The following is a 16,431-nucleotide window of genomic DNA, read 5'->3' as shown; positions in this document are numbered from 1 at the left end:
CGCGATGGAGCCCGTGGACAACACGGACGCTGAGGCCGCACTTGAGCATGCCATGGAAACGCACCGGGCCGCACAAGAACAACGTGTCCAAGCAACTCAGGTGGTCTCTGAACTCCGCCAGGTGAACATCCGTAACGGGTTCGCGCCGGCCATCGAAGCATCAATCGTCAGAAAGTTGGGAGGGGCCACGTGAAGAGGACCATCATCAGAGGCATTATCGGATCCTTGGTAGCCGCAGCCGCCCTGACCGTTTACGGGGTGCTTGGCATTCCGGGCCTGTACATCGGCTACATCGCTGGTTCGTTCTGGGTTGCGTTGCCGATCATCTATTGGGTTACAGCGCCGGACTGGTGGCGTACCCGCACGGGCCGGGCACTCATGATGCTGCTCGGTTCGCTGGCGTCATTGTTCATCCTGATCATCACGAGTGCGCTATTCGGCGCGACCCCGTTGCGGGAGATCTTCCGCCTTGTGATTTACAGCGCCGTTCTGGTGGCCGCCGTCCGCCTGGCCATCCTGTTCTTCCAGCTCCGAATCAACGCGGACTGGGCACAGCGGAAGGACAGCAAATGAGGCGACCAGTAGACGCTCCCCTGACGCAAGATTTCGGCGACGGAGCGACCGCGGGTGTGGTGGCGAACTCGAACCCCAACTCAGGCATGGGCTATTACGTGTGGCTGTACGGCAACTACCAGCCTGACGGGCACACGGGGCAGGACTACGGCGCACGGTCTGGGTCCAAGATCTACGCGGTCACTTCTGGGAAGGTCCTGCACGTGGGCTGGCTCGGCGGGACGTACGCGGATAACCCGTGGTGGATCCTGCCCAGCTTCTTCGGCTACGGGTACGTGATCGATCACGGCTCGTTCATCGGAATCTATGGCCATTGCCTCGATGGTGGCGCGAAGGTCAGCAAGGACCAGTGGGTGACTGAGGGGCAGGTTATCGGCCTGTCGGGTTCGACGGGCGCTTCTGTGGCCGCGCATCTTCACTTTGAGATCCTGCGTGATGGCTACGTGCTGAATAGCCGTTACTACGGCCGCAGCAACCCGGAAGAGCTCTTTGAGTCCGCCGCCCTCGAGTCCGCCGGTGAAACAGTACCGGCGCCCATTTACACCCCGGACCAGTTGGTGCTGGTCAATCTCGGAATTCCCCTCCCGTAAAGGAAAAGACCATGAGCAAACTTCCCGAAGGTATGAGTAACGAACGCTACTTGAGGTTCACCCCTGAAGCGCTGGTGGAGGGCGGCCCGCAGATGAAGGGCGGGCTGTCCATCGAACAGCAGATCGAGAAGATGCCAGTCGATGCCCTTTGGAACCCGCAAATCGATTGGGGCAAGTACAAGACCAGCGCCTATGGGCAGCTTGCTTTCAACGCGCAGGCGCTTGCCCGGATCGAGGCGAACCAACGCGCAGACCGTGCCATCCTGCAGCAAATCCTTGCAGCCACCGCAACGGGCGCCGCTGTGGTCATTGACTACGACCGGATCGAGCGGGCAATCGCGGACAACATGCCGTCATTCGAAATCAGCCCGATCACGAAGGAGGGCTAAGCCATGACCCCCACTGTTCCCGGGCTGGACCCCGCAGCGCTCAAGGCGCTGGCGGAATTAGGCACTCCTATCCTGTGGCTGATGGCCGTGGCGTTCTTTGCGCCGCCGGTCATCGCGGTCATTCAGCAGACGCGATGGTCCGCCCGCAAGCAGTCCATCGTTGCATTCCTTTTCTATGTCGCTGTGGCTGGTGTCTGGGTCTGGCTCAACGGACTGTTCAGTGTCGTTGGGTGGATCGCCGCAGTGCTGCTCGTATTCATCGTCGCGGGCACTGCGTACCGCGAAGCCTGGAAGAAACTCGGCGTCACTGGCGCCATCCAATCCGCAACCGACGTCGACAAGACCGACGGCCCAGATCACCGCGCCGAGCCTGGAGGATAAATGGCTGACTACACGTACGAATCGGAGCTCGTCGCTGACCCGTTCACATTCCAGCGGGCGGCCAACTCGGCGGTCACTATCTATGACGTGAACGACGAGAGTGAGAGCACCCCGCTGGCGCTGAAGGACTTGAACGGGCTGCCCCTACCGAACCCGCTCACGTCCAGTGCTGACGCCTTCGTACCGCCATTCGTGACCACTTCCCCTCAAGTGAAGATGTCCGGCGGCGGCTTGAAGGTCGCCAAGCCGAGCTTCCAAGGCGTGCGTGACGAGGCAGTATCAGCGCGGGAAGCTGCGCAGGGCGCGGAAGCCGCCGCGTCAAATTCCGCTTCCAACGCAGCAGCCGCTCAAGCTGCCGCCGAGTTGGCTGCACTCGCGGCCGCCGGCGGCGGCGTGGCGCTCGACCCGACCGACGCCGACACCCTCGTTTTCACCACCAAGTCTGATGGTTCCATTGCCGTGGATCCTGCTGACGCTGACGCCCTGCTCATCACCGCCTGATAGGAGCCACCCGCTATGGCTATCAAGAAAGTCCCGTCGCTTGACGGGTCCGGCAAGATCTTCAACAAGCACATCCCAGACCGACTACAAGACACGGCACTTAATGCCACTTATGCCCTCAAATCAGAAGCGGGTGCAAAGAACAGGCTCGCCGCGCTTAGCATCTTCAAGGCCGCGCTGCTCCGCAGAGAGACGGCGCCAGTTATCGTAATCGGCGCTGGTTCCTCAACCATGGCCGGGAGTAAGTCAGGCACGATCCCGGCCCGGTGGTTCACCCGATTCGGTGTCATGCTCGCAGAGGCGTTCCCAATGGCCAGTGGGTTGGCTCAAGCAACTCCGTTGACCCTTGCGGAAGCCCTTGCGGCCCCGCCCACCACACCGGGCATTCACCTTGTGAATATGGGCATCTCTGGGGCATCAGCGGGGACCTACATCACGGATACCACCGGCCCTCAGGTTGCATCATTGAACCCAGCGCTGATTGTCCACTCGGTTGGCTCAAACGACTACGCGGGATCAGTCACTCTGAGTAACTACAAGACCCGGTTGCAGAGCCGCATCGCCCAGCTAAACGCTGACACGCCGGGGCCGCTTGTGCACCTGCTGATCCACCAGTTCCAGACTGAGTCTCCTACGGCCGTCCCAATCGCGCCGTGGTCCGCGTACCGGGATGTCCTTATCGAAATCGCAGATGAGGACCCGAAGAACGTCGCTTTCCTCGACATCAACGATGAGTTCGCCGCTATTGGGATTCCTGGCAGCGACCCGTTTGGGATCAGGGATGCAGACTTGGCGCATCTGCTTGCGGATGGGCACGCTTTGTTTGCGCAGTTCGTGAAAGATGGGCTTGGGTTCCTGCCTCCTGCCCGGTTTTCGGCCCCCGCCCCGGACCCTGTGGTGACGCTGACTACCCTCACATCGGACACCTTCACTGGAACCGATGGAACGATCTTTGGACGTTCCACTGACGCGCTGCTTGGCGGAACCGCCAAGGCGTGGGAGACATCGTCAACCACGAGCACATCGATGGTGGTGTCCTCTGGTGTTCTGCGTAACGGAGCAGACACGTTCTCGCGCTTCTATGGTGTCGCGGTTACGACGCCCAACGTCCAGGTATCTGTGAAGGTCAAGGAAGTCCCGACTGTCGCGGACCTGAACCTGATCTCGCGACGCGCCGCGCTAGCTACTTCGAGCCAGATCTACGCCAGGATCGGGACTGACTCAACTGTCTCAATTTCGACAGGTACGGAGTTGACTGCCAGGTTCCCGATTGTCGCTGGGGATGTGGTGGCTATTCGCTCATCGGGGACGGCGCACAGCCTCTACGTCAATGGCGTGAAGGTGGCATCCGTAACCACGGCGTCTGCCGCAGCATCTGCCTACGCGGGCATCTTGCGCCCAACCGGCGCGGTGTTCGCAGTGGACGACTTCAAGGTTGAAACCATTAGCTAGGTTGCTGCTTAGAACGAAGCCCGCTGATCCTCAGCGTCGGCTGTAGCGCAAGCCTCGGAGCAGTAGTGATAGCCACCCGATGACTTGAATGTCAGTCGGTCCTCGCGGCACCAAGCGCAACGGATGCCCGGAGTTGTCATACCAGTCCACCATGCGCGGATGCGGTCAATCGGAAGTATCCCCATGCGAGAAGTATAGGGGCAACATAAGACCGGTACTGTGCCCCTGCGTAACAGGACCAGCCAAGGTAGGCTCGCCAGCATGGAAATCACTAGAGAGAATTCGCCAGAATGCATGGCGTACACGGATGGCCCGGACGGATCCACCTTCTGTAATGCGCCCGGACCTTTCGTTGTTGAGCGGGTCTATGACACAAGCCTCGTCGTGTGCGCGGAACATCTCGGGTCGATCTTGCTGCATGCCAAGAATGTCCAGTGGCCGCCCGCCATCACCTGGGAAGGTCCTGGCCAGCGCCCACCAAACACGTACACGGCGGACCAGTATGCACAGCGCGAGGCGGAGGTTCACAAACGCCTCTTCAGCAAAGAGTCCTAACAAAAGCGCAGGACCCCCACTCTCTTCGGAGGGTGGGGGTTTTGTCGTCCCCTAGGCGTCGGTTCGGATGTTGAGCTGGATGCAGCCTTCCGGAACCACCGCCCGGGCATCAGCCAGTGCAGCCTCGTAGTCCTTGCCGACGGCGCTGACTGTGCCTTGTTCGCCTTCGGCGTTTTGGATGGTGATCGTTACTTCCACCGGACCATCCTATTTCGCTTGGCATGATGGTGGGATGCCGACCTATCCCCCGACGTCGTTCTTGCTCGATGGCGCCACGTACGAGTTCACCCATCCAGAGCGCGTGGGGCCGCACGAGGACATCCGTTCATGGGAGTTGGGCCACTACCCAAAGGTGCACGCTCAAGTCCCGCTGAAGGCCGGTGGAACAGTTGCCGTCTATGCCGAGGCCACGCAGTGGAACAAAACCCAAATCAGCGTCCAATGGTACGACGACGACAAAGTTAGCCTCACCGCCTGGCTATCCCGCGAGAAAGTCCGGCCGGTGACCAACTCCGAATGGGACATCGACGAGTACAACCGCTGCCCTGAGTGGCTCCGCTCAGTCCAGTGGGGTAAGCGTCCGCCCGGGTTTCTACCAGAGTAGGGCCACGCCCACCTATGTGTTTACGATCCACCAGCGATAGTTCTTTGGTGGGAAACGGTTCGGGCAGCTTGCGTTACTGCATTGGTACGGGCCATACACAGGCTCTTCTTCGCCACGCCCGCCACCACCCTCAAACGTCGGCGTTGGCGTATAGATCTCGATTATCGGCTTCCCGCACTCGCCGCATGTGGTGTCCTGACTTGTCCGAAATCGTGGAAAGTACACCATCACCCCATTGTCCAGATAACCCAGCGCTATGGCTATGGCGTGCTAGTACCTTTGCGGTCACAACACGCCTGACAACCTCCCCCCACTGGGGGGAAGTAGGGTCGAATCACCCCCGATCATGCTGTTTCTGCGGTTTCGATAATCCGGTTCCAATCCGCCTACTTCCCTTTATTTGTAAGGGATAACGGACCATTGAGTGGGTTCAAGAAATGGGGTTCAAATCCCCCCGTCTCCGCGAATTGGTCCCGGTTTTCGAACCGGGACCTTTTGCGTTTAATTGCGCTTTGCTCCGCCGCTGACCTCGGCCCCGGCGTGACGGTGAAGGGTCAGGCTGTCCACTGTGCTGATCAGCATCAGGACCGCCATGGCAATGAACGCCCCCTTGTAGGCCGCCACGTGATCGGGCCCGAACACCTGCGTGGTTTCGAACAGACGCAGAAACAGGGCGCCCACCGCGATGCCTGCTGCCGCCGCCAACTGAACAAGCGTTGCGGAGATGGCATTGGCTGAGGGCAACTGACCGGGGATGATGTCCGCGTACTGCACCGAAGCGTAGGCGGAGAAGCCGATGGAGCGGAACGCACCGCTGAACAGCAGCAGCGTGAATATCAACGGCTCGGGTGTTTGGGCATCCAGGAAGGCGCACAACGCGAAGGTCACCGCGGAGGCAAAGGATGCGAAAACGAGTACTGGTTTGAACCCGAAGCGCCTGATCAGAGGCGTGGTGGCCGGTTTGATCCCGATGTTGCCCACGAAAACCGCCGCCACCATCACCCCTGCCTTCAGCGGGTCCCAGCCAAATCCGTCCTGGAACATCAAGGGCAACAAGAACGGGACCGAACTGATGGTCAACCGGTAGATAAACCCACCCGTGGAGGTAGCCCTGAAAGTCCTGGTGCCAAAGACGCTGAGGTTGAACAGGGGAACGCTGGCTTTCCTCATCCACCAGACTGCCCCCGCCAAGGACAGCACCCCAGCGGCGACCACCACCACAGCAAGCACATTGGACGCGTGCCCTCCCAAGGTCTCCAGCCCCACCACCAGGGCGCCCACGCCAAGTGTGGTGAGGAGAAGCCCGAACCAGTCGAGGCGGCGCTTGGCGTCAAACGTTGTTCGCGGCACCAACCTGAGCGCTGCAAGGAAGGCGGCAAGGCCCAAAGGGACATTGATGATGAAGATCCAGTGCCATGACAGGAACGTGGTCAGTGCGCCGCCCACCATCGGTGCCAGGACCGGAGCCAGCAGGCCAGGCCAAACCAGATATGCGGTGGCGCGGAGGAGCTCCGATTTGGGGGTGCCCCTCAGGACCACCAGAGTTCCCACGGGAACCATCATGGCTCCGCCCATGCCCTGGGCAACGCGGCTAAGAGTCAGCATGGTCAAGTCCGAGCTGATGGCGCAGAGCAAGGAGGCAACGGTGAATACCGATATCGCCAGACAGAAGATCCTGCGGGCGCCGAACCGCTCGGCAAGCCAACTGCTCAAAGGGATGCCCATGGCCACGGTCACTAAATAGGCGGTCATGGTGATGTTGATGTCCGCTGGCGCCACCCTGAAGTCCGAGGCGATGCTGGGGATAGCAGTGGTAAGGATGGTGCCGTCGAGGAACTCCATGAAGAACGTTGCCGCAACCAACAGGGCCAGGCGCGGCCGCCAGCTGGTTTCGTTTGCCGCTCCGACGTCGGTGTTGGGTTTTGTGCTCATGGCTCCGGTCCAAGATCTGGCTGGTGACCTGCGACGGGGAAGCAGGCGTGTTTGCTCGATCCTATAGACGCAGAGTGGGAGCGATCACAACATGACGTAGTTCTACAGGTGGGGCGAACCCTAGCTGTACTAGCCCGCCTGAGCCAGAGCCAGCGGGAGCACGGCGCTCACGCCGGCTTGGCGCAAGGCACGGGCCGATACGGTCATGGTCCAGCGGCTGTCAACGATGTCGTCTACCAGCAACACGGGCTGCCCTCCCGTACCAGCCAACGCCTGGGCGAGTTCGGGACCCACAACGAGGCGGTCCCACACACCGGCCAACCTGTAGGCGCTGTTGCCGCCACGCGCACCGGTTGGGCCTCCGTGGTGCGGCTGCAACTGGCCCAGGTAAGGCATCCGTCCTATCCCGGCAATTCCCTGTGCCAAGGACTCAACCAGCAGGGGCTTGCTCCTGGACGGGATGCTGACCACTGCCGCGGGCCGCCCGACGCCGCTCCATGGAGTTCCGCCTTCGGCACCCGACCACTCGCGCAGGACGTGGACGCAGGCCTGCAGCATGGCAGGATCCACGGCGCGGTCCGGAGCCCCAGCGGCGAACAACTCCCTCAACGCACCGCCCCAACCAAGGTCGGTAAGCCTGGCAAGGATCCGCCCCTCGGAGACGCTCTCATCCGGCTTGATCTTTCCTTTGACCGCCACGCCCAGCCGGTCCATTCCGCTGGGCCATTGAAGGCGAGGCTCAACGGCTATGCCCGCGCGCCGAAGAGTTTGACCCGCTGCATCGGCCGCCGAAGCCGCCACATCCACGGGGAACCAACGCCCGGCGCAGTTGTCGCAGCGGCCGCAAGCGGCAGCTGTTTCGTCATCCAGGACGGAGGTGATGAACTCCATGCGGCAGCCGGCTGTGTCCTGGTAGATCACCATGGAATCCTGCTCGTCCACCCGGGCCTCGGCGATACGCGCATAGCGCTCGGCGTCGTAGTTCCACGGCATGCCGGTGGATCGCCAACCACCCCCAACACGTTCCACGGCGCCATCAACCGCCAGGACTTTGAGGAGCAACTCCAATGGTGTTCGGCGGAGGTCTACACGGGCTTCCAGAGCGACCGTGGAAAGGGCGGACCCGGCCTCCCCCAGTACGCTCAGCACGGCGCCGGCTTTCTCGGCCGACGGCATGGACGCTGTAGCGAAATACTGCCAGATTTCGCGGTCTTCGGACCCCGGCAGTAGCAGGACATCCGCGTTGGCTGCGCCACGGCCTGCGCGGCCCACCTGTTGGTAATAGGCAACCGGAGAAGACGGAGCACCCAGGTGGATCACGAAACCCAGATCAGGTTTGTCGAAGCCCATGCCCAGTGCTGAAGTGGCCACGAGGGCTTTCACTTGGTTGTCCTTGAGCAGTTGCTCGGCGCGCTCCCGGTCTGAGGGGTCCGTTCGTCCCGTGTAGGACAGGACGTTGTGTCCGGCCTCCGCAAGGAGCCGCGCAGTGTCCTCTGCTGCCGAGACAGTGAGCGTGTAGATAATGCCGCTTCCGGGCATGTCGGCAAGATGTGTCAGGAGCCATCCGAGACGGTCCCGGGAGTCGGGCAGCGTCAGGACACCGAGTCGCAGTGATTCGCGGCCCAGCGCGCCACGGATGGTAAGCACCCCCGCACCCAACTGTTCCTCGATGTCATGAACCACCCTGGAATTGGCGGTGGCCGTGGTGGCCAGGACTGGAACAGAGTCCGGCAATTGGGCAATGAGGTCTGCAATGCGCCGGTAATCAGGGCGGAAGTCGTGTCCCCAGTCCGAAATGCAGTGAGCCTCGTCAATCACCAGGAGGCCGGTCCGACGGATGAGCTCCGGTAGCTGGTTCTCCCTGAAGGAAGGGTTGGTGAGCCGTTCCGGGGAGACAAGTAGGACATCTACCTCGTCCGCGGCCAGCTGGGCCAGCACCGTATCCCATTCCAGGGCGTTCGCGGAGTTGATGGCGACGGCCCGCACCCCGGCCCGGGCTGCAGCGGCCACTTGGTCGCGCATCAGGGCAAGCAAGGGCGAGACAATGAGCGTTGGTCCTGCACCGCGCCGACGCAGCAGCAATGACGCCACGAAGTAAACGGCTGACTTACCCCAACCGGTGCGCTGAACCACCAAAGCCCGGCGGCCCGCGTCCACCAAGGCCTCGATGGCTTCATACTGTCCGTCATGGAACTGCGCTTCGGGGTGGCCCACCAGCTCACGAAGGCACGCCAGCGCCTGCTGATGAGTAGGGGATTGCACGGAAACGGCAGCGATTGGAGAGTTGTTGGCCATCAACCAAGTATTCCAGCCGACCCTGACAGCCAGAACCCGGTTGCCCTGCTATGTGGACAAACACTATCCACAGGTCCCGTGTGCAGGTTCAACCCGAACTGCGTTGCCACAGTAGGATTGAGCCCGTGACTAGCGAGCAGAACAAGACATTCGACCTCTCGGCTTCCTTCAAGGCGTACGACGTCCGGGGCATCGTGGGGGAAACCATCACGGCTGAAATCGTCGAGGCCGTCGGCGCTGCCTTCATCGACGTCCTGGGCTTGGAAGGTGAAACGGTACTGGTTGGCGGCGACATGCGCCCCTCCTCCCCTGAGTTCAGCCAAGCCTTTGCCAATGGTGCCGCCACGCGTGGCGCGAACGTTCAGTTGCTGGACCTCATCTCAACCGACGAGCTCTACTACGCTTGCGGGGCCTTGAACGCTGCCGGCGCAACGTTTACCGCCAGTCACAACCCCGCCGCGTACAACGGGATCAAGATGTCCAAGGCCGGTGCCCAGCCCATCTCTTCAGAGAGCGGGCTCAAGGAAATTCAGACCCTTGCTGAGCAGTACCTGAATACCGGCATTATCCCCGCGGCAGCCACCCGCGGCGAGATCGGCGTCCACGACGTCCTGAAGGACTACTCCGAGTACCTGCGGAAGCTCGTTGACCTTTCCGGATCCCGTCCCTTGAAGATCGTGGTGGATGCTGGCAACGGCATGGCCGGCCTTACCACCCCGGCAGTACTCGGCGACAAACTCCTCCCGGCGCTGCCCTTCGAAATCGTTCCCCTGTACTTTGAACTCGATGGCTCGTTCCCGAACCACCCGGCCAACCCCCTGGAGCCGGAAAACCTGCGCGACCTGCAGGCCGCTGTCGTCAAGCACGGCGCGGATATCGGCCTCGCGTTCGACGGCGACGCGGACCGCTGCTTTGTCATTGACGAGAAGGGCGAGCCCGTTTCTCCGTCTGCGATCACCGGCATGGTGGCACGCCGTGAGATCGCCCGCGCACAGGCTGCGGGTGAGGAGACTCCGGTGATCATCCACAACCTCCTCACCTCCAAAGCCGTGCCCGAGCTCGTGGCCAAGGATGGAGGCCGTGCCGTGCGGACCCGCGTTGGACACTCCTTCATCAAGGCTGTCATGGCCGAGGAAGGCGCCGTGTTCGGCGGGGAGCACTCCGCACACTTCTACTTCCGGGATTTCTGGAACGCTGACACCGGCATGCTTGCCGCCATGCACGTCCTCGCCGCCTTGGGTGAGCAAGACGGTCCGCTCTCGGAGCTCGGCCGCCAATACGAGCCCTACGTCTCTTCCGGTGAGATCAACTCCGAGATCGAGGACAAGGCCGGCGCAGTCGAACGTGTTCGCATCGACTTCCAAACCGAAGACATCGACATCGACCACATGGACGGCAGCACGTTCACAGCCAAGGACGGCAGCTGGTGGTTCAACCTCCGCCCGTCCAACACGGAGCCCTTCCTGCGCCTGAATGCAGAAGCCAAGGATCAGGCAACCATGGAAAAGATCCGCGACCGCGTCCTGGCTCTGGTCCGGGCCTAGGCACCAGCATGAGCGAACAGCCCACCAGCGCAGCCGGCGACGACGAGTCGGTCCAGGACCGCGAACTCCGCGAGACGCTGGGCACAGCATTAGGCACAGCACAGGAGCACATCCAGCAGAACGGTGGTTTCTTTCCGTTCGGCGTCACGCTGTCGAATGACGACGAGCTACGGCTAGTGATGATCGCCCCCGGCGAGCCGGACGAAAACGGCGACGTGGATGCCGGTCAGATGTTGGCCGACATCCAGGGATTGCTGCGCCAGGGCCGTGACGAATTCAAGGCCGTGGCTGTTGTGAGTGACGTCAACCTGCCGGATCATGGATCTGATGGCATTCATGGTGCAGCCGAGCACAGGGACGGGGAAGTCCGTGCGGCAATAATTCCGTACGTTCCCACAGTGGACGGTTTTGCTTTTAGCGCCATGGAGCCAGATACCCACGAACCATCCATTTGGGTGGACTAGACCTTACCCGTGAGCTGATCCCATGAAAATCAACGCCTTCGCAGATGTCAGCCTTCGCGCCATCATGGTGTTGGCCGCGGCCCCTGAGGGCACACTGCTGACCACCCAAGCGGTGGCCGATGCCGTGGGAACGCCGTACAACCATGTCAGCAAGGCTATGGTTCGCTTGCGTGCACTGGGTTATATCGACGTTGAACGGGGCCGGTTGGGCGGCTCCCGGCTCAATGAGTCGGGGCGGAGGGCCACAGTCGGCGAAGTCCTTCGGCATTTGGACAGCCGGCAGGATCCGGCGGAGTGCCAATCCCCCACCAAGAATTGCCCGCTTATCAATGAGTGCGGCCTGCGGCATGCGATGAACCGGGCCAGGGAAGCGTTCTACACGGAGCTGGATTCCGTGGTCATTGCTTCCCTCCCCCATGCTCGCCAGATGATCCCGGTGTTCCAGTCCATCGGATTGCGCCCGGAGTTCAGGACACCGGCGACGCAACCGTAGCTGGTAACGGGGCTAGTAAGCCCCTTTCCCGTAGGTCCCGCTTCGGCCTGCCCGAGCGGAAAGAATCCAGTTTGCACAACTCTTCTACGCAGTGTAGAACTTGAGATATAAATATACGCATTACAAATACTTATATACCCTCGGGTTACCGGCCCCTACACCAGGAGAACCATGCTCTCGGAAAAGTCCCGCCCCATCATCGAAGCTACTTTGCCCTTGGTCGGCTCACGGATTGGCACGATCACCGTCGATTTCTACAATCGGCTCTTTGCAGCACACCCCGAATTGCTCGATGGACTCTTCAGCCGATCCAACCAGCGCTCAGGAGATCAGCAGCGGGCACTCGCCGGAAGCATCGCGGCCTTCGCGACCCACCTCATCAATAACCCGGACACACTCCCCGAAAAGGTACTTTCCCGGATTGCCCACAAGCACGCATCCTTGGGGATCACGGAGGATCAGTACGGAGTGGTCTACGAGCACCTCTTCGCAGCCATCGCCGCGGACTTGTCCGAGGTCATCACTCCGGAAATTGCGGAAGCATGGACAGAGGTCTACTGGCTCATGGCAGATGCCCTGATCAAGCTTGAAAAGGATCTCTACGCCGCTCAGGCCAATGACAAAATGTGGATGCCCTGGCGCGTGACCAGCAAGGAGCCTGCGGGCACGGATGCCATGACATTCACCCTGGAACCGGCCGACCAAACTCCGGTGACGGCGGCAAAACCTGGTCAGTACGTCAGCGTCAAGGTCCAGCTTCCCGACGGCCTCCGCCAAGTGCGCCAATATTCACTGTCCGGTGACACGGGCACACGCAGGGTCTTCACCACCAAGCTGAACGACGGCGGTGAGGTATCCACCGCCCTGCACACCGGCGTCGAACCTGGCGACGTCCTTGAGATCTCCAACCCATACGGCGAAATCACCCTTAAAGAAGGAGATAGCCCGGTCATTCTGGCATCGGCGGGCATTGGCTGCACCCCCACGGCGTCAATCCTGCGGGCTCTCGCGCAAACAGGCACCGACCGGCAGGTCCTGGTCCTTCATGCTGAGAAAACTATGGAGAACTGGGCACTCAGCGGCCAGATGAAGGCTGACGCCGCCACCATCAACGCTGATCTGAAGCTCTGGCTCGAAACACCGCACGCCTCGGCCGCCCAGGGTTTCATGTCACTGCGCGAAGTGGACATGCCCGCCGATGCTTCGCTTTATCTTTGCGGACCGCTCCCCTTCATGAAGAAGATCCGCGACGAAGCGATCGACGCCGGGATTCCGGCCACACGCATTCATTACGAAGTGTTCGGTCCGGACGTTTGGCTCGCCAGCTAAGCCACACGGCCTAAGCCCCAGCACGGCTTTGGCTGACAGCACGGCTTCCCTGACAGCACGACGGCGGCCCGCCACCTTTCATACGAAAGGTGACGGGCCGTCGTCGTTCACTTAAGAACGCCGTTGTTCCTAAGAGGTCTAGCCCAGACGGGTCTTGAGACCGTCCAGCTCGGACTGGAGCGCCGCCGGGAGGGATTCGCCGAAGTTAGCGAACCATTCCTCGATGGACGCCAGTTCGGTTGCCCACTCTTCGGGGTCGACGCGAACGGCAGACTCGACCTCAGCCGGGGTCATGTCCAGGCCCTCAAGATCGATGGATTCGCCGGTCGGCACGAAGCCGATGGGGGTCTCCACGGCGTCGGCCTTACCTTCGAGGCGCTCGATGGCCCACTTGAGCACACGGGCGTTGTCTCCGAAGCCAGGCCAGGCGAAGCCGCCTTCAGCCGTGCGACGGAACCAGTTGACCAGGAAGATCTTGGGCAGCCGCTCCGGGTTAGCCTTGGCAGACAGGTTCACCCAGTGGTTCAGGTAGTCACCTGCGTCGTAGCCGATGAACGGCAGCATGGCCATGGGGTCGCGGCGGACCACACCAACGGCACCCGCGGCAGCAGCCGTGGTTTCGGAGGACAGGGTGGATCCCATGAAAATGCCGTTGGACCAGTTGCGGGCCTCGGTGACCAGCGGAATGGTGGTCTTGCGGCGGCCGCCGAACAGGATCGCGGACAGCTCCACGCCTTCGGGGCTGAAGTACTCTTCGGCCAGCATGTCGATCTGGTCAATCGGCGTGCAGAATCGGGAGTTCGGGTGGGCGGCAGGCTTGTCCGAGTCCGGAGTCCAGGACTCACCGCGCCAGTCGGTCAGGTGTGCCGGAGTTTCCTCGGTCATACCTTCCCACCAGACGCCACCGTCGTCAGTCAGGGCCACGTTGGTGAAGATGCTGTTGCCCTTGGCGATGGCACGCATGGCGTTGGGGTTGGTGCCCCAGCCAGTGCCGGGAGCGACGCCGAACAGGCCGGCCTCGGGGTTGACGGCGCGGAGCTCACCTTCCTTGCCGAAGCGCATCCAGGTGATGTCGTCACCTAGGGTCTCAACCTTCCAGCCCTTGATGGTGGGGTCGAGCAACGCAAGGTTGGTCTTGCCACAAGCGGACGGGAAGGCAGCGGAGATGTAGTAGGTCTTCTGCTCCGGGGAGGTCAGCTTGAGGATGAGCATGTGCTCGGCCAGCCAGCCTTCGTCGCGGGCCATCACCGAGGCGATGCGCAGCGCGTAGCACTTCTTACCCAGCAGGGCGTTTCCGCCGTAGCCCGATCCGAAGGACCAGATGGAGCGCTCTTCCGGGAAGTGCACAATCCACTTGTCGGTGTTGCACGGCCATGCAACGTCTTCCTGGCCGGCTTCCAGCGGGGCGCCCAGTGAGTGGAGGGCAGGTACGAAGAAAGCGTCGGTCTGCGTGATGCGATCCAGGACGTCCGTACCGATTCGGGCCATGATGCGCATGGAGGCAACAACGTAGGCGGAGTCGGTGATCTCGACGCCAAACTTCGGGTCCTCGGCATCCAGGTGGCCCATGACGAACGGAATGACGTACATGGTGCGGCCGCGCATGGAGCCGGCGAACAGTCCGCGCAGCTTCTGCTTCATTTCGGCCGGGGCCATCCAGTTGTTGGTGAAGCCTGCATCGCGCTCATTCTCGGAGCAGATGAAGGTTTGTTCCTCCACACGGGCAACGTCAGCGGGGTCGGAGAACGCCGCGAAGGAATTCGGGAACGTTTCCGGGTTCAGACGCTTCAGCGTGCCGGCCTCGACCAGTTCGTCGGTGAGCTTCTTATTTTCTGCTTCGCTGCCATCAACCCAGTGGATGCGGTCCGGCTGAGTCAGCTCGGCAACTTCCTCAACCCAGGCCAGAAGGCGTGCATGCGTAGTAGGTGCCTTCTCAAGCAGCGGCAGTCGCGCCAGATCGCCCATTGCGGTTCCCTTCCTCGGGTTCAGTGGTGTGTCCTAAACGATAGGGGCCGCGGACCAGACCAATCCGCTGTCAGACATCGGACATCCACAGAGGCGTAGGGCGAAAACCGCTAGAAATCAGGGTTTGAGGATCGAGAAGGCTAGAATTAAGTGACGAAGGTCACCTAGACCGGTCTAGTTGCGCAGATTACAGCTTTTCGATTTGGAACTTCACATGAACTTCTGTAAAGTTTATTGAGGTTCGAGGGGGTCAGAGAAACAGACCGCCGAGAATCACATGAAATGCGCCCATAGCTCAGCTGGATAGAGCGTCTGTCTACGGAACAGAAGGTCAGGGGTTCGAATCCCTTTGGGCGCACAGATGAAGACCCGCACCGGTTCGCCTGTGCGGGTCTTTTTTATGCCCGGCTGACCTCAGTAAGCGGCCGGTGACCCGAACGCAGAAACAGCAAGGGCCGCCGTCGTACTTTTCAAAGAAGTACGACGGCGGCCCTTGCGGTTAAGTCCGTTAGTCGCCCACCGCTTCACTGATGCGGCGACGGATGCCATCGAAGTGGCGATTGAGCAGTTCGGACGCCGAGACTTTGTCCCCGGCTGCGACCGCGGCGTAGATGCTGCGGTGCATGGCGGCAGTTTTCGCCAGGTCCTCATTGCCCGGTCCGATCTCCACGTGGATCTTCCGGTACACCTTCCAGAAGACGCCCATCAGGTTGATCAGGAGCTCGTTGTTGAGGGGTTCAAACAGACGGCGGTGGAACTCAGCGTCCGCGGCAACAAAATTCTCGCCGGCGGCGGCGAGTTCTTCCATCTGCTTCACGGCTTCTTCGATGGAGGCGAGCTGCTCTTTGGTCATGACATCCATGGAGGAGCCAATCAGCCCGGATTCCAGGGCTTGGCGCACGTCCACCAGCTGCAGGGCTTCAAGGCCTTGGTGTCGGAGTGAAAGGCGCCCTCGGAAGGTCAGCCCGTCGGCCAGGGCATCGAAGTTACTCGGCGCCACGAACATGCCGAAGCCATGACGGATTTCAATGACACCAAGCGCCTGAAGAACTTTGAGGGATTCGCGGAGCGTATTACGCCCTACGCCGAGTGCCCCGGAAAGCTCGCTCTCCGTGGGCAATGGATCGCCCGCCTCGAGCTCACGCTCAAGGATCAATTCCATAATGTCCGACTGCAAAGCACGCAGCCGGGCCTGTGCACTGAACCGCGCTTGCGGAACTACACCGGAAGTTGTCATGGCGCTCTCCTTGCCAATGCGCCACCCTATGAGAAGGCGGTGCGGTGTTAATATTGAGGCGAGCTTAGTGCCCACCGCAGAATGACTTACTCGCAGCATACAATATCGGATGTCCCACCTCCCCGAT

19 protein-coding genes and 1 tRNA gene are annotated in these 16,431 nt (G+C 61.3%); 14 read left to right on the top strand and 6 right to left on the bottom strand.

Annotation, left to right across the window (positions count from 1 at the left end):
* The first annotated feature begins 13 nt into the window (after positions 1–13).
* From LDN70_RS04090 to LDN70_RS04060, 7 genes are read left to right on the top strand one after another with little or no spacing between them, the layout of a single operon-like run.
* A complete protein-coding gene (locus tag LDN70_RS04090; protein WP_223941821.1) occupies positions 14–193 on the top strand; it encodes a DUF7620 family protein in 180 nt (59 codons plus the stop codon).
* A complete protein-coding gene (locus tag LDN70_RS04085) occupies positions 190–573 on the top strand; it encodes a putative phage holin (protein WP_223941820.1) in 384 nt (127 codons plus the stop codon). Before LDN70_RS04090 ends, LDN70_RS04085 begins: the two co-directional genes overlap by 4 nt.
* Complete coding sequence (locus tag LDN70_RS04080; RefSeq protein ID WP_223941819.1) at positions 570–1,163, top strand: M23 family metallopeptidase; 594 nt, start codon at positions 570–572, stop codon at positions 1,161–1,163. Before LDN70_RS04085 ends, LDN70_RS04080 begins: the two co-directional genes overlap by 4 nt.
* 11 nt (positions 1,164–1,174) lie before the next feature.
* Positions 1,175–1,552: a hypothetical protein gene (locus LDN70_RS04075; RefSeq protein ID WP_223941818.1), complete on the top strand. Its 378-nt coding sequence runs from the start codon at positions 1,175–1,177 to the stop codon at positions 1,550–1,552.
* Positions 1,553–1,555: 3 nt separating this feature from the next.
* Entirely contained in the window at positions 1,556–1,933 is a 378-nt protein-coding gene (locus tag LDN70_RS04070) for a hypothetical protein (RefSeq protein ID WP_223941817.1), read from the top strand.
* A complete protein-coding gene (locus LDN70_RS04065) occupies positions 1,934–2,434 on the top strand; it encodes a hypothetical protein (RefSeq protein WP_223941816.1) in 501 nt (166 codons plus the stop codon). It abuts the gene before it with no gap.
* Positions 2,435–2,449: 15 nt separating this feature from the next.
* Positions 2,450–3,886 carry an SGNH/GDSL hydrolase family protein gene (locus LDN70_RS04060; protein WP_223941815.1) on the top strand — a complete coding sequence of 479 codons (1,437 nt, stop codon included), beginning with the start codon at positions 2,450–2,452 and terminating at the stop codon, positions 3,884–3,886.
* Positions 3,887–3,894: 8 nt separating this feature from the next.
* Here LDN70_RS04060 and LDN70_RS04055 read toward each other — a convergent pair whose 3' ends face one another.
* The gene (locus LDN70_RS04055) at positions 3,895–4,071 is read right to left on the bottom strand and encodes a hypothetical protein (RefSeq protein WP_223941814.1); all 177 of its coding nucleotides are present in this window, start codon (positions 4,069–4,071) and stop codon (positions 3,895–3,897) included.
* Positions 4,072–4,147: 76 nt separating this feature from the next.
* On the opposite strand from LDN70_RS04055, the gene LDN70_RS04050 reads away from it, so the two are divergent.
* Complete coding sequence (locus tag LDN70_RS04050; RefSeq protein WP_223941813.1) at positions 4,148–4,441, top strand: hypothetical protein; 294 nt, start codon at positions 4,148–4,150, stop codon at positions 4,439–4,441.
* Between the two features lie 51 nt (positions 4,442–4,492).
* On the opposite strand, the gene LDN70_RS04045 is transcribed toward LDN70_RS04050, so the two are convergent.
* Positions 4,493–4,639 (bottom strand): hypothetical protein, encoded by a 147-nt coding sequence (locus LDN70_RS04045; RefSeq protein ID WP_223941812.1) that lies wholly within the window; start codon positions 4,637–4,639, stop codon positions 4,493–4,495.
* Between the two features lie 34 nt (positions 4,640–4,673).
* On the opposite strand from LDN70_RS04045, the gene LDN70_RS04040 reads away from it, so the two are divergent.
* Positions 4,674–5,045 (top strand): hypothetical protein, encoded by a 372-nt coding sequence (locus LDN70_RS04040; protein WP_223941811.1) that lies wholly within the window; start codon positions 4,674–4,676, stop codon positions 5,043–5,045.
* A 501-nt stretch (positions 5,046–5,546) separates the two neighbouring features.
* Here the strand turns inward: LDN70_RS04040 and LDN70_RS04035 are convergent.
* Both LDN70_RS04035 and LDN70_RS04030 read right to left on the bottom strand, forming a co-directional pair.
* Positions 5,547–6,977: an MFS transporter gene (locus tag LDN70_RS04035; RefSeq protein ID WP_223941810.1), complete on the bottom strand. Its 1,431-nt coding sequence runs from the start codon at positions 6,975–6,977 to the stop codon at positions 5,547–5,549.
* A gap of 129 nt (positions 6,978–7,106) precedes the next feature.
* On the bottom strand, positions 7,107–9,272 hold the full coding sequence (locus LDN70_RS04030; protein ID WP_142936597.1) for a RecQ family ATP-dependent DNA helicase: 2,166 nt from the start codon (positions 9,270–9,272) through the stop codon (positions 7,107–7,109).
* Between the two features lie 125 nt (positions 9,273–9,397).
* Here LDN70_RS04030 and LDN70_RS04025 point away from each other — a divergent pair, with 125 nt between their 5' ends.
* From LDN70_RS04025 to LDN70_RS04010, 4 genes are all read left to right on the top strand, one after another.
* Entirely contained in the window at positions 9,398–10,816 is a 1,419-nt protein-coding gene (locus tag LDN70_RS04025) for a phosphomannomutase/phosphoglucomutase (protein ID WP_142936598.1), read from the top strand.
* 8 nt (positions 10,817–10,824) lie between these two features.
* Positions 10,825–11,280: a hypothetical protein gene (locus tag LDN70_RS04020; protein ID WP_142936599.1), complete on the top strand. Its 456-nt coding sequence runs from the start codon at positions 10,825–10,827 to the stop codon at positions 11,278–11,280.
* A gap of 22 nt (positions 11,281–11,302) precedes the next feature.
* On the top strand, positions 11,303–11,773 hold the full coding sequence (locus tag LDN70_RS04015; protein WP_142936600.1) for an RrF2 family transcriptional regulator: 471 nt from the start codon (positions 11,303–11,305) through the stop codon (positions 11,771–11,773).
* A 171-nt stretch (positions 11,774–11,944) separates the two neighbouring features.
* Positions 11,945–13,102, top strand: coding sequence for a globin domain-containing protein (locus tag LDN70_RS04010; RefSeq protein WP_142936601.1), 1,158 nt, complete (start codon positions 11,945–11,947; stop codon positions 13,100–13,102).
* A gap of 138 nt (positions 13,103–13,240) precedes the next feature.
* Here the strand turns inward: LDN70_RS04010 and LDN70_RS04005 are convergent, their stop codons facing one another.
* Positions 13,241–15,067 (bottom strand): phosphoenolpyruvate carboxykinase (GTP), encoded by a 1,827-nt coding sequence (locus LDN70_RS04005; protein WP_142936602.1) that lies wholly within the window; start codon positions 15,065–15,067, stop codon positions 13,241–13,243.
* A gap of 284 nt (positions 15,068–15,351) precedes the next feature.
* On the opposite strand from LDN70_RS04005, the gene LDN70_RS04000 reads away from it, so the two are divergent.
* Positions 15,352–15,425: transfer RNA gene (locus LDN70_RS04000), tRNA-Arg, on the top strand.
* A gap of 150 nt (positions 15,426–15,575) precedes the next feature.
* On the opposite strand, the gene LDN70_RS03995 is transcribed toward LDN70_RS04000, so the two are convergent.
* Complete coding sequence (locus LDN70_RS03995; protein WP_142936603.1) at positions 15,576–16,304, bottom strand: FadR/GntR family transcriptional regulator; 729 nt, start codon at positions 16,302–16,304, stop codon at positions 15,576–15,578.
* Between the last annotated feature and the right edge of the window lie 127 nt (positions 16,305–16,431).

It is taken from the genome of Arthrobacter sp. StoSoilB22 (genome assembly GCF_019977315.1).
Classification (GTDB): Bacteria; Actinomycetota; Actinomycetes; order Actinomycetales; family Micrococcaceae; genus Arthrobacter.
This window is presented reverse-complemented; position numbering and strand designations above follow the sequence as displayed.

Bases quoted from the DNA above. Each gene is read 5' to 3' on its own strand.
- LDN70_RS04080 (WP_223941819.1), top strand. From the start codon at position 570: ATGAGGCGACCAGTAGACGCTCCCCTGACGCAAGATTTCGGCGACGGA.
- LDN70_RS04075 (WP_223941818.1), top strand. From the start codon at position 1,175: ATGAGCAAACTTCCCGAAGGTATGAGTAACGAACGCTACTTGAGGTTC.
- LDN70_RS04070 (WP_223941817.1), top strand. From the start codon at position 1,556: ATGACCCCCACTGTTCCCGGGCTGGACCCCGCAGCGCTCAAGGCGCTG.
- LDN70_RS04065 (WP_223941816.1), top strand. From the start codon at position 1,934: ATGGCTGACTACACGTACGAATCGGAGCTCGTCGCTGACCCGTTCACA.
- LDN70_RS04060 (WP_223941815.1), top strand. From the start codon at position 2,450: ATGGCTATCAAGAAAGTCCCGTCGCTTGACGGGTCCGGCAAGATCTTC.
- LDN70_RS04055 (WP_223941814.1), bottom strand. From the start codon at position 4,071: ATGGGGATACTTCCGATTGACCGCATCCGCGCATGGTGGACTGGTATG.
- LDN70_RS04050 (WP_223941813.1), top strand. From the start codon at position 4,148: ATGGAAATCACTAGAGAGAATTCGCCAGAATGCATGGCGTACACGGAT.
- LDN70_RS04040 (WP_223941811.1), top strand. From the start codon at position 4,674: ATGCCGACCTATCCCCCGACGTCGTTCTTGCTCGATGGCGCCACGTAC.
- LDN70_RS04035 (WP_223941810.1), bottom strand. From the start codon at position 6,977: ATGAGCACAAAACCCAACACCGACGTCGGAGCGGCAAACGAAACCAGC.
- LDN70_RS04030 (WP_142936597.1), bottom strand. From the start codon at position 9,272: ATGGCCAACAACTCTCCAATCGCTGCCGTTTCCGTGCAATCCCCTACT.
- LDN70_RS04020 (WP_142936599.1), top strand. From the start codon at position 10,825: ATGAGCGAACAGCCCACCAGCGCAGCCGGCGACGACGAGTCGGTCCAG.
- LDN70_RS04015 (WP_142936600.1), top strand. From the start codon at position 11,303: ATGAAAATCAACGCCTTCGCAGATGTCAGCCTTCGCGCCATCATGGTG.
- LDN70_RS04010 (WP_142936601.1), top strand. From the start codon at position 11,945: ATGCTCTCGGAAAAGTCCCGCCCCATCATCGAAGCTACTTTGCCCTTG.
- LDN70_RS04005 (WP_142936602.1), bottom strand. From the start codon at position 15,067: ATGGGCGATCTGGCGCGACTGCCGCTGCTTGAGAAGGCACCTACTACG.
- LDN70_RS03995 (WP_142936603.1), bottom strand. From the start codon at position 16,304: ATGACAACTTCCGGTGTAGTTCCGCAAGCGCGGTTCAGTGCACAGGCC.